At 69.1% G+C, this 15166-nt stretch carries 7 protein-coding genes; 5 read left to right on the top strand and 2 right to left on the bottom strand.

The genetic code is table 11. The annotated features are described in order from the left end of the window. The first annotated feature begins 1052 nt into the window (after positions 1-1052). A complete protein-coding gene (locus tag ABZ312_RS29690; RefSeq protein ID WP_500439131.1) occupies positions 1053-3695 on the top strand; it encodes an outer membrane protein assembly factor BamB family protein in 2643 nt (880 codons plus the stop codon). A gap of 226 nt (positions 3696-3921) precedes the next feature. On the opposite strand, the gene ABZ312_RS29685 is transcribed toward ABZ312_RS29690, so the two are convergent. Further along, complete coding sequence (locus tag ABZ312_RS29685) at positions 3922-4905, bottom strand: helix-turn-helix domain-containing protein (protein WP_500328800.1); 984 nt, start codon at positions 4903-4905, stop codon at positions 3922-3924. 1739 nt (positions 4906-6644) lie between these two features. Here ABZ312_RS29685 and ABZ312_RS29680 point away from each other — a divergent pair. From ABZ312_RS29680 to ABZ312_RS29670, 3 genes are all read left to right on the top strand, one after another. Further along, positions 6645-8690 (top strand): multicopper oxidase family protein, encoded by a 2046-nt coding sequence (locus tag ABZ312_RS29680; RefSeq protein WP_500439130.1) that lies wholly within the window; start codon positions 6645-6647, stop codon positions 8688-8690. A gap of 700 nt (positions 8691-9390) precedes the next feature. After that, the gene (locus ABZ312_RS29675) at positions 9391-12177 is read left to right on the top strand and encodes an AAA family ATPase (RefSeq protein ID WP_500439129.1); all 2787 of its coding nucleotides are present in this window, start codon (positions 9391-9393) and stop codon (positions 12175-12177) included. Between the two features lie 489 nt (positions 12178-12666). After that, a complete protein-coding gene (locus tag ABZ312_RS29670; RefSeq protein ID WP_500328755.1) occupies positions 12667-13326 on the top strand; it encodes a hemerythrin domain-containing protein in 660 nt (219 codons plus the stop codon). 158 nt (positions 13327-13484) lie between these two features. Here ABZ312_RS29670 and ABZ312_RS29665 read toward each other — a convergent pair whose 3' ends face one another. Beyond that, positions 13485-13628 (bottom strand): hypothetical protein, encoded by a 144-nt coding sequence (locus tag ABZ312_RS29665; protein WP_500328756.1) that lies wholly within the window; start codon positions 13626-13628, stop codon positions 13485-13487. Between the two features lie 154 nt (positions 13629-13782). On the opposite strand from ABZ312_RS29665, the gene ABZ312_RS29660 reads away from it, so the two are divergent. Continuing rightward, positions 13783-14694 (top strand): LysR family transcriptional regulator, encoded by a 912-nt coding sequence (locus ABZ312_RS29660; RefSeq protein WP_500439128.1) that lies wholly within the window; start codon positions 13783-13785, stop codon positions 14692-14694. The last annotated feature ends 472 nt before the right edge of the window (positions 14695-15166 follow it).

Genomic DNA, 15166 nt, shown 5'->3' with positions numbered 1-15166 from the left:
GGCCGAACCTCTCGGAGCTCTCCGCACGGAACACGGGCGTCGTCGCTCTCACGAGCACGGCAGGACAAAAGATGCCCCGCGGCATCGCGCGGACCAGGCCGGACGGTGGGGAATCGCGGCTGTTCCACTTGGCGGTGCCGCCACCGTGCCCGATCCCGGGCCGTCCGCTGCCCACGGCACGCCATCCAGGCATGAAGATCACGCACTGCGGCTGGAGCGCTGGAAGGCCAGTGTCAAGCACATGAACTTCCGTGCCACGCTCGCCGGGAGGCCACCCAAGCGTGGATGCCGCCCCGAGCGTCGACCGCGCATTGGATCGCGACCTGCGACTGAAGGGCCTCACCCTTTCTGCGAATGCGCCGTCCAGCGACGTCAGGCGTGATGTGCCGATTCCGAAACTGGGCCAGAACGTCGCGGGGGGAGGGTGAGTCATGGCCGAGTGAAGGAATGTGCGGCTGTGGCGGAATTTGGCGTAGTGAGCGCTGTCCTGCCGGACTACCTCCTGAGTCGGGCAGACAATCCGCAACCCTCTTAGGGGGGGGCCGATGAGTGAAAGACCTCGTCGGCGGCATCGTTCGGACCCTTGGGGTGGCGCCACTCGCACGCGGACAGTTCCCAGTCGGGGGCGATCGTGATGGTCGCGATGCTTCTACCCGGCGGCGGAGTGTCCCCGGACTCAGAAAATGATCAGGCGGCCCTCGGAAATGACCTCGCTGGACTCGCTTCCGCGTTTTCCGTTCGGGGCAATCCTCATGAGGCCCCGGTCCACAGCTCCGGGACATCCCAAGCCTCATGGAAGCTGCGCAGGAATCCTCGCTCCACGCCTGCGAACCATTATCGAGAGCCCCAAAAACGGAGCCGCGCTGATCTCAGTTCCCATCCGCCGAGGCTGCACGTCGCACGCCAAAGGCGGCCCGCCGCCCTGGCAGGGCGTCCCTATGCTCTCGATCGCAAGATCAGCAAGCATCGGGAGGTGCTCCTTCATGTCCATACCCCGCATACCCGCCCGCGCAAGGCGAAGGCGGGTGCGTGCCGGCGTGGTTGGGCTGGCCATGGCCGGACTCATGGCGTCCCTGCCCGCCAACGCCGTGGCGGCGACGGCCGCACCGTCCGCGACCGTCGCGGCCCCGGTCGCGTCGACGGCATCCGCGTCCGACTGGCCGTACGCGGGTGGCGACCTCGGCGACACGCACAACGCGGCCGCCGAGCGCACCATCGGCACGGACAACGTGGCCAACCTGAAGACGAAGTGGACCTTCACCACAGGAGACAGCGTTTCGGCCACGCCGACCGTGGTGGACGGCTACGTGTACGCGCCGGACTGGGCAGGCAACCTGTACAAGGTGCAGGCGACGACCGGTCAGAAGATCTGGAGCCACCAGATCAGCGAGTACACCGGGATCGCCGGCGACATCTCGCGGCTCAGCCCCGCGTACTGGAACGGCGAGATCGTCACCGGGTCGGGCGAGCAGCGCAGCGACAGCACGGACGGCGCGTTCCTCTTCGGGATCGACGCCCTGACCGGCACCAGGCTCTGGAGGACCCAGATCGACGCCGACCCGGCCGCCATCGTGACGTCGTCGCCCGTCATCGCCGACGGTGTCGTGTACGTCGGCGTGTCGTCCAAGGCCGAGAAGTTCGCCCCGCCGTACACGTTCCGCGGCAGCGTTGTCGCCCTGGACGCCGTCACCGGCAAGAAGCTGTGGAAGACCTACGTCGTTCCCGAGGGCTACACCGGCGGCGCTGTGTGGGGCAGCAACCCGGTGGTCGACGAGAAGACGGGGCTGGTGTACGTCGGAACGGGGAACAACTACACCGTGCCGCCCGGCGTATGCACCTCGCCCGACGAGACCGACTGCGATCCCGGGGCGGCCGACAACTACCAGGACTCCATCGTCGCCTTCGACATGCACACCGGCGAGATCGTCTGGGGCACCAAGACCCTGACCGCCGACACCTGGACCGTCGGCCAGCGGTTCGGTGACGACTTCGACTTCGGCGCTGGTCCCAACCTCTTCACCACCACCGTCGACGGCAAGACCACCGACCTGCTCGGTATCGGCCAGAAGAGCGGCGTCTACTGGACGCTCGACCCGGCCACCGGAAAGATCGTCTGGGCCACGGCGGTCGGCCCCGGCGGCAACCTCGGTGGCCTGCAGTGGGGCTCGGCGGCCGACGGCAAGCGCATCTACGTCGCCAACACCAACACCAACCACCTGCCCGTGACTCTCACGTCCGCGACCGGGCAGAAGTCGACCACCACGGGCGGTTTCTGGGCCGCCCTCGACCCTGCCACTGGGAACATCCTGTGGGAGACCGCAACGCCCGACTCGGCCTCTCCCATGTCCTTCGTGTCCAGCGCGAACGGCGTCGTCTACGGCGGATCCACGAATCCGACCGGCAACAACATGTACGCGCTCGACGCCGCGACCGGCGCCATCAAGTGGGGCTTCCCCAGCGGAGGTGCGGTCCTCGGCGGCGCGTCGATCGTGGACGGCTCGGTGTACTGGGGCTCCGGATACCACACCCAGAATCTGGGCCCGTTCTTCCCGTCCAAGGGTGACAACAACAAGCTCTACGCGTTCTCCCTTCCGCAGACCCTCCCCCAGACGGTCTACGTCTCGCCTACCGCGGTCGCTTCCGCAGCGAACACCAGCTGCAGCACTCCCGCCTTCACCTCGATCAATGCGGCTGTCAAGGGGGTGGCCGGCGGTGGTCGAGTCGTCGTCTGCAACGGCACGTTCCACGAGGACATCGCGGTGTCCAAGCCGCTGGCTCTCGAAGCCCGTTCGAACGTCACCATCGACGCAACCGACCTCATCAACGGCATCGAGATCAGCGCGCCCGACGTCACGGTGACCGGGTTCACGGTGAAGAACGCCGTCGGCGAGGGGATCCTGGTCAACAGTGTGAAGAACGCGACCATCGCGAACACCATCGTCACGGGCAACAACACCGGTACGGGCCCGAACGCCGTCGCCAACTCATACGCTCCGTGCCGGCCGACGCAGGACAAGCCCGGTGACTGCGGCGGAGGCATCCACTTGCTCGGCAGCGCCAACGCCACCGTGCTGGCCAGCACCGTCAGCGGCAACGGCTCCGGGATCGTCATCAGCGACGAGACAGGTCCCGCCTCGGGCAGCACCTTCAGCGGGAACTCCGTACACGGCAACGCCCTGGGCTCCGGCTTCACCCTGGTCTCCCGCAACGGGGCGGCGGCTCCTGGAGGCGTGCGCGCCCCCAGTGCCGGTGGCGTCTTCGGCAACAGCATCACCAGCAACAACGTGTTCGACAACGGACTTGAGGCGGGCGGCGGCGGGATCACTATCGCGTCGGCCGTGGCCGGCGGCGCGGTCTACGGCAACACCGCGCAGAGCAACGTCGTGACCGGCAACGGCTGGGCGGCTGTGGCTGTGCACGGTGGCGCGTCCGGCCTGGACCTGGGCGGCAACGTCGTCAGCAACAACCAGATCGGCACCAACAACGTCGTGGGGGACACCTACACTGGCACCACGCACGATCTGCAGACGACGGGCCTGCTTGTGAGCACCGTGGAGCCGATGTCCATCCAGATCACCGGAAATACGATCTCCAACAACGTCCTCGGCATCTGGACGCACGGCCCGGTCACGGCGGCCAACGCCGCCGGAGCCAACAACTTCAGCAACGTCACCACCCCGGTGTCCGCTCAATAGAGCCCGCCCACCGCCACGGCTTGCCGTGGAAGGCACGCCGAGCCGCGTCCTGCCGAAGGCCCATTCGGCAGGACGCGGCGGCGCGCCGCTGAGAGCCGTCGATCCTGCATCGAGGCGAGCAGCGACGGCCGGCGAAGTAAGGTCCACCCGTGGACGAAAGCCCGGTTGTGGACCGGGAATCGTCCGCTCGCGGCCCGGAGCGGGAAGCGCCCGCTCCTTCGCGGCATCAGTGAACGAGCGAGCTCGGTGTCTCGCCGAACTGCCGCTTGAAGGCCCGGCTGAAGTGGCTCACATCGGCGAAGTGCCATCGAGCCGCTACGGCGGATACGGTGTACCTCCCGCCCAGTGCGACGAGTTCTTCGCGCGCTCGCTCCAAACGGCGCCGCCGGACGTATGCCATCAGGGACTCATCGACTTCGGCGAAAGCTCGGTGCAATGTGCGAACCGAGACCGACAGGGTCCTTGCCACCTCGGCCGGAGACAGGTGAGGGTCCAGGAGCCGGGCTTCCACACAGTTGCGGGCAGCCGTGCGCAGCGAAGGGCGGAAGGCAGGGTCGGCGGACACCCCCCGGGCCATGAGCGCGCCTGCCAGCAACTGCACGACGGATTGCTGAGCGGCGTGGACGCCTGCCGGACTCAATTCACCCCGCATCCTGCGGATCAGATGAAGCTGTCCCAGCAGCAGCCGCGCCTCGGGAGCTTTCTGGGAGATGACCGTGAGCGTCGGCAGCTGGTCGAGTCCGGTGCCGGTCAGTGTTTCCGAGGGCAGCAGCAGTACCCGCGCCCGTGTGCCGGGGCGATAGGAGAACTCCCGCGGCACCTGTGCATCCCGTACGCACATCGTGCCCGGTGGGACCTGAACGGTACGACCTGCTTCGGTGAGGCTCAGCCCGCCACTGTGCATGATGTGAACCACCGTGCGTCGCTCCGTGGCCCGCTTCATGCCTATGACGCCTTCCACCGCGTCGCCGTATTGCTCGCTGACGGCAATGTCCCCGATCTCGGAGGAGTCCACCCAGCACCGGTAATGGCCTGTCGTGTACTGCCGCGGAACTCGCAACGAGTGCACGTGCCAAGGACGAGCGTCGTTCAGTCTCCGCCACCGCTGTCTCAGCAACTCGTCGCGCTGCGCGTGAGCCAGTGCAACCTGGATGTGCATGCGCGGTGAACTGGAGTTGGACGGCGAGTCGACGCCCGAGATGCCTGGCATGATCACATCCGGAGTGTATATGGTCACCTGACTGCGATCGTGCGCCGGGAAACCACCGGGAACCACACCCACGCGCCAAGTCCGTCGGCATGTAGGTCGGTAGCCGGATCAAGCAGTCCGATTGTTCCGGAAGAGCTGGTACGGAAGCGGGCGGAGATGCGGTGCGCGTGCCGGTCCGTGCCGGTGACTCTGCTGATATGTGCGCCGACCTTCGAGGTAGGACAGGCCGTGCGAGCCCGTCAAGCTTGATTCACAAGTACCGCTGGCCATGCCAAGACGCGTAGCAGCCGTCAGTCGGCCGTGGCAGGGCCGGCCCCGCTCGCCCTGGGTGCGCGGCGAATTCGGGCGGCCTCAGCTGAGCCGCTCACCGTGTCCGACGGCGATGCCCTCGGGGCCACGGACGTAGCAGAGCCGGTTGACGTTCTCGTACTGGTGCGCCAGACGTGCTGTTTGCAGCAGCAAAGGGCGGTGGCGAGACCGAGGAAGGCCAGTCATCGAGGGGATCGCGGTCCAATCGGTGGTTGAGCCGGCGGTAGTCGGCCCGCCAGGACACGGTGCGCCCGGGCTCACCTTCGGCGCCGGAGGAGGAGCCGACCGACGCGGCGTGGCCCGGCAGCACGGACGCCTCTGGCATCACCGCGGCGGGCACCACCTCAGCCCGCTCCAAGGCGCAAGGCACCACTGCAGCCGTCCGCTGCTGCGGGACGGCCGACACCACCCCCGGCACCTTCAGGCCCAGCACCTCCCGCTCCTTCCGCGGCACAGGCCTGAACCGGTCAGCCGGGCTCTGCATATCGACCGCCTGATGCGGACGTACTCAGTTGTACGTCGCGGTCGCGATGACTGGCTGAGAGCTGGGGACTCCCCAATGCCGGTATGACCTGCGCACCCCCGATGACCATGACCACCAGGCCTACAAGGCGGATGTCGGCGTTCAAAACCGTCCACGCCCACCAGTGAGAAGACCCCCAGCCGGTCATGGCTGCCCTGGTGCTGATCGTGGGCGCCGTCGACGAGCCGACCCTGAGCGCGGGACCGGCGCCGTGGGAATGGGCGCCCGGCCGCCGCCGGGGCAGAGTCCCCGTGAGCCGACGCCACGTGGTCCGCACCACGGACGCAGGAATCCGCACGGCGCCCTTCGGCTGGTCATGCCCATTCCACCGTTTCGGCGAGGCGGCAGGGCGACGGCAACCGGTTCACCGAAGAAGGATGACGGGGGCTGCCCCACGGGAAAACAGGTCATGTTACTCATGTTCGGCCACGCGTCGATGCGTACGCTCACCTTCGCGGCCATCACCGGACTGGGCTTCGAACGGGATCTGGTTCGGATATGTCGTATCCGCACATGACGACAGGCTCATGGCGATTCGGAAGGTGAGAGGTCTTGCATGCCCGCCCATGAGCTGTGGGAACCCGCCATGACGGATCGTGGTGGGGTGTGCGCGGACCGGCGTGAATCAGACCGCCGGAAAGCCTGCTGGCATGCCGTGTCTGCCGTCCGGATTCCATCGCGTGCATGCGTTCAGTGCGGTCCCAGGCCGACCGCGTGGGATCGGCGGGCGCACCGCGGGAAGTAGCGGCGCAGCCTCTGTGGCCAGTGCCTGTATTTCGGCGGAAGCCGGCGATGTGGTGACCCGTTCCGGGTGCCCTGCATGACGATGGGCTCGCTCACCGGTGGATCCGGACACGGGCGGGCGTACAAGCCGTCGGAGAAACGAACATCAAGGAGTGGACAGCACGTGGCAGCGCATAAGAGGCGGACCTTCTTCGGGATCGCGGGAGGCGCCGTGGCCGGCGTGGCCGGCTACGGGGGGATGAATCTGCTGGCCGGTGGGGGCGCCGAGGCCAAGGCTGCGGTGGACACGTCGGCGCGGCTGAGCGGTGGCAAGGCCCTGGACCTCGAGGGCCCCTCCTCGCCGCGGGTGACCGAGCTGACGCCGTTCAAGGACGAGCTGCCGATCCCGCCCACTCTGAAGCCCTCGAGCCGGGACACCACTGAGGTGCGCCTGGTCGAGATGAAGATACGTCTGCACTCGCAGCTCCCCGCGACCCGCATGTGGACGTACGAGGGCTACTTTCCCGGCCCGACCATCGAGGCCCGGCGTGGTCAGCGGTTCCGGCTGGCCTGGCGGAACGAGCTCACCGGCACCAGCCCCGTCAAGGGCGTCTTCGTGGAGCCCGAGGGGCCGCCGCCGGGCTTCCTGTCCCTGAACACCCCCGGCTCGCGGGGCGCGAAGGAGCGGCCCGAGGTGGCCGCGCTGCCCGCTTGGACCTCGGTCCACCTGCACGGCGGCCGGCAGCACGCGATCTCCGACGGCGCCCCGGACTCGGGTGTGACCCGCGGCAGCGCGCAGCTCGCCGAGTACACCAATGACACGGCCGCGGCGCACCTCTTCTACCATGATCACGCCATGCCGGTGACCGCGCTCAACGTGATGGCGGGCCTGCTCGGCAACTACATCATCCGTGACGAGAACGAGGACCGCCTCGATCTGCCGCGCGGCCGGTACGAGATCCCGCTGACCATCGCCGATGTCAACTTCGACACCGACGGCAAGGGGCGGATCAACGGGCAGCTCCTCGCGAAGCGGATCCAGGTCGGCCCGTCCATCCCCGGGGTGATGGCGGCCGCCGTGCAGTTCCAGGGCCCCTACACCATGGTCAACGGCCGGGTGTGGCCCTACCTCGACGTGGAGGCCACCGCCTACCGCTTCCGCGTGGTGAACGCCTCCAACGCCCGGGCTTACATCCTCGCTCTGGTGGACGAGGAGACCGGGCAGCCCGTCAAGGGCGCGATCAAGGTCATCGGCACCGACATGGGCCTGCTCGACAAGCCGCAGGGCGTCGAGGGGAGCCTGACCCTCGCCCCTGCCGAGCGCGTTGACATCGTGATCGACTTCGCGGCTTTCCGCGGCCGGCGGCTCAGGCTCGTCAACGTCGCGCCCGGCGCCCCCGGTGCGCCTCCCGCCCCAGCGGGCACGCCCGTGCCCGCGGCCGGCGTGCCGTACCCGCAGGTCATGCAGTTCCGCGTGGGCAGGGGGCGGAAGCAGTCCTACGTCGCGCCGAAGAAGCTGGACCCGCGGTTCAGGCGCCTGACCGCGTCCGACATCCCGCAGGACGCGGTCGAGCGCTTCGTCATGCTCTCCTTCGACCCGATGGGCATGCCGACGATCATGGAGCTGCAGGAGGCTCCGGCGGGCACGGGCACGGGCACCGGCAAGGGCGTCGTGCAGCTCGCCCTGCCCGGCGGAACCCGTACCTTCCGCGTCGTGGGCAAGCACTTCGAGGACGCCACCAACTTCTTCGCCGCGGCGGGGAGCTGGGAGAAGTGGACGTTCATCAGCGTGGGTCCGGTGCAGCAGCAGATCCAGCACCCGATGCACATCCACCTGATGAACTTCCAGCTCCTCGAGCGCCGCATGGTCGACGGCACAGCCTTCGACACCGCGCTGGGCGGCACCACCCGGCCGATCATCATCAAGGACGCGATGCCGATCGCCGTCAGTGAGTCAGGATGGAAGGACACCGTCAACATGCCGGCGAACTCCATGGTGACCGTCGCCGGCCAGTTCGGACGCGAGACCGGCCGGTTCATGTATCACTGCCACATCCTCGACCACGAGGACGAGGGCATGATGCGTCCCTTCGTCGTCATGCCGCCGGAGGTGCTCACCCTGCAGAACATGATGCTGAAGATGATGAACACCCCGGGCAAGCCCGCCGCCGGCGGTGGCGCCGTGCCGCCGATGGACCACGGGGCGATGGACCACGGGGCCATGGGCTGACGGGCTGGGTGCGGCGGGCCTCCCTGTCCAAGGCCCGCCGCACGGTGGCCGCGACCGGAGGAGCACGGGAGGAGTCCGGCAGCGGTCAGGAGAGGATGGAGAGGGCAGGGCCGTTCCCGGCTGTTTCCCCTCGGATCCTTCCGTGATCGTGCCGCCGCTCAGGAACGGTGCCCCCCAGCACACACCCGCCGGGTCTCCGTCGGACCACCTGGGCGGCCGACCCAGAGTACGCGACGAACCCGTCTCGGCGAACCGGCTCGAGATCCCTCCCAGGGCCCCGCGTTCTCGCGACCGGCGCTGAGATGTCACGTGAGTCCGAGGTGGCCGGTGGACGCAGCGTGGCCACACGCCGGCCGGCGCACGCGTGCGACGCCTCCCCGCCTGGGCGGTCCTGCCGACACCGACCGATTCGGGGCCGCATCACGCCAGGAGGCGGACGAGCCGCCAAGGCCACAGGGGCCGTGAGGGGCCCGGCACAGCTGCCGCGCCTGGAACGAAACGCCGGCAGTGGGCGTTCAAGGAAGACGGTGGGCGCCTTACGGCCGGCTCGGACAGCGGTCCGGTCCGGGGCCCGGTCCCCGGCAGCCGTCCACCGCGGTCTGGACCCGCTGCCGCTCCCCCGGCAGCGGCCGAACAACTGCACCACCGGGGCGGACAGACGCTGTGCGCCGTGTGTGATCCAAGTAATTGGGAGACGTTCGTGAGCCGCGATCACCGTTCGCACGACTGCGAACCGGGGGAACTGGTCGGGCGTCAAAAGGACCTGGAGCTGATCGACGACCTTTTCGACCGTCCGGCGGGCGCCCTCGGGGCGCTGCTGCTGTCGGGCGAGCCCGGGGTGGGCAAGACCGCCCTGCTGGACGCGGTCGCCCGGCGCGCTGCGGCGGCCGGTGTCCGCGTCCTGCGGGCGGCGGGCGCGGAATTCGAGACGGGTATGACGTACTCCGCGCTCAACCAGCTGCTTCTCCCTCTCCATGAGGAGATCGAGGCGCTCGACGACCTCTACCGTGAGGCACTGCGGGTGGCGCTGGGGTTCGGCGCAGGTGCAACACCGCAAAGCCTCGTCGTCGCCAATGCCGCACTGGCGTTGCTGCGTCGTGCGGCCGCGGAGCAGCCGTTGTTGCTGGTCGTGGACGACCTTCCCTGGGTCGACCGGGCCAGTGCCGTGGTCCTCGGGCTTGTGGCCCGCCGCCTCACCGGCACCGGTATCACCTTCCTGGCTGCGGCCCGCGGGGGAAGCAGGGGCTTCTTCGACGGCACGGGCCTGCCCACACACGAGGTCCTGCCCCTGGACCGCCGATCCGCGTGCCGACTCGTCGGGCTCCGTCATCCGGGCCTGGTGTGGAGCGTGGTGGACCGGGTCCTCACCGCCGCCCACGGCAATCCGCTCGCGCTGCTGGAGCTGCCCACCGCCTTGACCGGGCCCCAGCGTTCCGCGCTGGAGCGCCTCCCCGAGGTCCTTCCCTTGGGCCGGCGCCTGGAAGCCCTCTTCGCCGGGCGCGTAGCCGGGATGCCGCCCGCCTCGCGCCGTCTGCTCCTGATCGCCGCGCTGGACGGGACCGGTGACCTGGCCGTCCTGCAACGCGCGGGACAGCACCCCTCTGTCCAGGCCACGCTGGTTGACCTGGGCCCCGCTGAACAGGACGACCTGGTCCGGATCGACGACAGCGGCCACCGCCTGGGTTTCCGGCACCCGTTGATCCGCTCGGCGGTCGTCGGAGCCTCCACCACCGCGGAGCGCCGTGCGGCACACTGCACCATCGCCGACGTGCTGCATGACCAGCTCGAACGCCGGGCATGGCATCTGGGCGAAGCGTCCGTGGAGTCCGACGAGGAGGTCGCGGCCCTCCTCGAACGCAGCGCCCACATGGCCGGCACACGCGGTGACTCCTTCGCCGCGATCCGGGCCCTCACGCGGGCCGGGCACCTGAGCCCCGCGGCGCCCGACCGCGCCCGCCGACTCGCCCAGGCAGCCTTCATCAGCGCCGACGCGACCGGCGAACTGGTCAGCGCCTCCCACCTCCTCCAAGACGCCCGGCAAGCCGGCACCGACGACCACGCCTCCCTCTACTCGGCGGCCACCACGGTCCACCTCATGCTCAACGGCACCGGGGACATCGACCCGGCCCACCAAGTGATGGTCAACGCCATCGAGAAGACGCTCCACCGGCGTGGCTCCTACGATCCCGCGCTCGACGAAGCCCTCTACGTGCTGATCCTGCTGTGCCACTTCGGTGGCCGGCAGGAACTGTGGCAGGCCTTCCACAGGATCGTGGCACGCCTTCCCGACGTGCCCGCGGTGATCACGGTGTCCGCGGTGGCGCTCGGCGATCCCGCACGGGTCGGCGTCGCCGCGCTGCGCGAACTGGACGAACTGCTCGCTGGGCTTGCCCATGAGAGCGATCCGACGAAGATCGTCCGCATCGGCACCGCGGGCGTCTACGTGGACAGGCTGTCCCGTGCGCGCGACGCTGCCCGCCGTATCCATGGCCAGGAACAGGGCGCAGGCCTGGCCGTCAAGAAGCTCGGGGTTCTTCCGCTCCTGTGCCAGGACGCGTTCAACACCGGCCGTTGGGACGAGACGATCCGCCTGGCCGACGAAGGACTGCTGCTCAGCGGGCAGGTCGACTACCCGTCCTACACTTGGTACTTCCGGTACGAGAAGGCACTGGTCGCGGCGGCACGCGGTGATGTCGGTTCCGTTGTGGAGACGGCCGACGCGATGACGTCCCAGGCGGCGTCCCGGGGCGTGGGCCACATGATGAGTACTGCCGCGCACCTGCGGGTGCTGGCGGCGCTGGCGGAAGGGGACTTCGAGAGCGCGTTCCGGCACGCGGAGGCCATCAGCCCGGCCGGCTCGCTGGCGCGCTACGTCCCGCACGCGGTCTGGGTGGTGATGGACCTGGTGGAAGCCGCCCTGCGCACCGACCGCCGGGCGGCGGCGACCGCCCATGTGCGGGCCGTTCAGGAAGCCGGGATCGCACACATCTCGCCACGCCTCGCGCTCCTCGTCGGCGGCGCCACGGCCTTGGCGGCCACGGACACCGACGAGGCGACGGCACTGTTCGAGCGGACGCTGTCGCTTCCCGGCATCGACGACTGGCCCTTTGAGCGGGCCCGGGTGACCCTCGCCTACGGCGAACGGTTGTGGCAAGCGAGGAAGACCAAAGCCGCCAGAAAGACGTTGGTGACCGCGCTGCACATCTTCGAAGAGCTTGGCGCGCGTCCATGGGCCGACCGGGCCGTACGCCACCTCAAGGCAGCCGGGTGGGCGACCCGGCACAAGTCGGACCCCGCCGGGCTCACGCCACAGGAATCCGAGGTCGCCCGGCTCGCTGCCTCCGGACTCACCAACAAGCAGATCGCCGAGAAGCTCCACCTCTCCCACCGCACCGTGAGCGGCCACCTCTACCAGGTCTTTCCCAAACTTGGGATCACCACCCGCGCCGCGCTGCGCGACGCCCTGGCCGACCTGGACCGGCCCTGACCACGTCGCCGCGGTTCCGTCCGGCCTGACCCGGCAGCCGCGCCGTCACCCCCCGCCCCAAGCGCCCCCGCCGTCTCGACGGCACCGGCCGTAGGGCGCCGGCCCCTCGGGCTGAACGAGAGAACGACAAAGCCCTCGAGGCGGATCCTCGGCACCCGGTTCAGTTGAGATTGCTCCGTCATCCCTTACCTGGGCCGCGTGGTCAAGTCATCTGGCCGATGCACGGGGATGCGTCCTCTTGGCATGCTCCTCTGGCGGCTGCGGCCCGTTCTCCGTTTCCGGCAAAGCAAGCGCCTTGATTCGTAGCGCTTGGCCTGCCGGAAAGCCCCGCTCGGCAGCCTTCTTCGACGGCGACGGTATCGCAGCCCACCGGGCGGTCCGGTCCTACACGACGTCGTGCCCGGTCGACGAATACCGGCCGCATCCCGTGGCGGGATGTGCTGCCGCGATACAAGGGAAGAGAACATGGCTCGACTCGTCAATGAACCTATGGCCGACACGCGCGACATGTACATGGCCCACGCGGGGCTGCGCCGGGAGTTCCGGCTGCTGCCCGGCCTCATCCGGTCCGTCGCGCCGGGAGACATCCGGCGCGCGGAGGTTGTCGGCGCCCACGCCGCTCTGGTGTGCGCCGTCCTGCACCAGCACCACGAAGGCGAGGACCTGCTGCTGTGGCCCAAGCTCGTGGAGCGCGGGGGCGCGGAGGCGGCGGCCATCGTGCCGACCATGGAGCAGCAGCACCGGGCCATCGAGGACGGACACACGGAGGTCACCGGGCTGCTCGGCGGCTGGCGCTCAACCGGGCAGGGCGGCGAAGCGCTCGCTGACGCGTTCGAGAGGCTGACGGCCGCTCTCGTGGAACACATGGCGCTGGAAGAGGAGCAGATCCTGCCGCTGGTCGAGAAGCATCTCACCGCGAAGGAGTGGCACCAGCTCGCCGAGCACGGCAAGGCGGTCACTCCGAAGAAGGTCATGGCGCTCGTCTTCGGAATGGCGATGTACGAGGGCGACCCCGAGGTCGTCAAGGCCGTCCTCGCGCTGGCCCCCCTGCCCGTTCGGCTGCTCGTCCCGGCCATGGCACGCCGCCAGTATGCGGCCCACGCCAAGCGGGTCCACGGCACTGCCACACCGCCCCGCATCGGCGCCTGAATTCCCCTCTCGGAGGCTGTGGTCTGGGATGCCGGGCGGGGGCCAACTCCGCCCGGCGTGATCAATTCATCTACGAATGAGGCCGCAGCCGGCGGCTCGCGCACACGCAACAGGGCCGGGCGCCCACGATGACGCCCGGCCCTGCTGACGCTTCCCGACTACTTCTGCGGGAGCAGCACGTCATAGACCTCGTCGATCTCGCCGGAGCTCGTCCATCCCTTGGCGAACGCCACAGCGCCGGTGCCGTAGCCCAGGGCGTCGCCCAGGACCTCCACCACGTCTTCGATCAGCCCTGCGGGCACGCCGACCGCATGACATGGCGCGCTCCACACAGCCTGACCCGCGTTGTCCCGGACAGCGCGCAGGGTGCGACAGTGGCGTCGAAGGAGATGGCGGCCACACTCGGCAGGTGCGGCCGCAGGAGGCTGCCCACGTACGCCGCAGCCAGGACCCGCCATGGATCTGGACCTGCGCAAACTGCGATACTTCGTCGCCGTGGCCGACCAGTTGCACTTCGGCCGCGCCGCCGATGAGCTTCACATCGCACAGCCGGTGCTCAGCCGGCAGATCCGTGCGCTCGAGCAGGACCTCGGCGCCTCGCTCTTTACCAGGGATCGCCACGGCGTAGAGCTGACAGATGCGGGCCGGCAACTGCTGGCCGACGCCGGTCCGCTGCTCGCCTCAACCCACGCGGTCCGCCGCCGGGTGTCCGCGGCCGCCGGCGGCAAGCGGCGGCTGATGGTCGGTTTCCGGGCCGGCGTTGCAGTCACCCCGGCGACCCGTGCGTTCGAGGACCGGCACCCGGACGTGGTCGTGGACGTGCAGCGGATCGAAGGGGACGACCAGGCTGCGATGCTGCTCGACGGCCACATCGACGTCGATTATGTGCGGCTGCCCATCGACGAGGCCGGCCTGCGCGTCACCCCGCTGTACACCGAGCCGCGGGTAGCAGTACTGCCCGCCGGACACCGGTTTGCCGGCAAGGAGCAGGTCACCGAGGCCGACCTGGCCGGCGAACCACTGGTCTGGCACGGTGACCCGAGCACGCAGCCCACCAAGCGCCCGCTCCCCAATGCCGGGTACCTGGTGCGCGGGGTGGACGAGACGCTCGAGCATGTCGCGGCCGGACGGGGCATCTCCTTCCTGGCCCGTTCGGCGTCCGTGTTCTACCCGCATCCGGACGTCGTCTATGTGCCCATCCCGGATCTGGCTCCCGACCAGGTGTGCCTCGCGGTGGCGGCATCGCACAACTCGCCGGTAGTAGAGGACTTCGTCACTGCGGCTCAGTCGGCGGCCGAGGTCACGGCAGAATGCGGGAACTATGAGATGTGGCAGCTTGGAGGCGATGTCGTCTCAAGGCACGCCTGAGTAGTTCGGCTGACCCCCGCTCACCATGCGCTGGAGAGTGAAGTGGCCGCACGGAGTGGTGCCGTTGCGGGTGTCCTCTGAGCCGGCCGTTCTTCGGCCGGCAGTTGCCCGAGGGGCCCGAAGCACCTGAGACCGACTGGACGTACGTGCTGCGGACGCGGCTCAAGTCGGCTGATCGCCGGCGGTCCGCCGTTCGTAGTGTCGGGAGCGGTCCATGGGATCCAGAACCCGACGGAGGGTTACAGCCGGACGTGCTGGCTGCCCGCCTGTTGGCCTTCGTTTCGGGCTGGCGTGGCCCAGATGGGCCACTCGCTGATGATCAGCGTGGATGGTTCAGCTCACTCGGTCCAGAAGTCAACGCCGTGCTGCCCCGCGAGGAGAGCGCCGCGGTGGAGTGGATAAGAGGGGTGGCAAGTCTCCGGCTCGTTGAGGTTGTGAAGATGCGGGTGGCCCGCCAGCGACGCTGGCGGGC

Source organism: Streptomyces sp. NPDC006207 (assembly GCF_040613835.1).
GTDB lineage: Bacteria > Actinomycetota > Actinomycetes > Streptomycetales > Streptomycetaceae > Actinacidiphila.
Note: the sequence above shows the minus strand (reverse complement) of the source record. Positions and strands in the feature narration are given on the sequence as shown.

Excerpts from the sequence above, each read along its gene's own strand:
- ABZ312_RS29690 (WP_500439131.1), top strand. The coding sequence starts at position 1,053 with ATGGCCGGACTCATGGCGTCCCTGCCCGCCAACGCCGTGGCGGCGACG.
- ABZ312_RS29685 (WP_500328800.1), bottom strand. The coding sequence starts at position 4,905 with ATGCCAGGCATCTCGGGCGTCGACTCGCCGTCCAACTCCAGTTCACCG.
- ABZ312_RS29670 (WP_500328755.1), top strand. The coding sequence starts at position 12,667 with ATGGCCGACACGCGCGACATGTACATGGCCCACGCGGGGCTGCGCCGG.
- ABZ312_RS29660 (WP_500439128.1), top strand. The coding sequence starts at position 13,783 with ATGGATCTGGACCTGCGCAAACTGCGATACTTCGTCGCCGTGGCCGAC.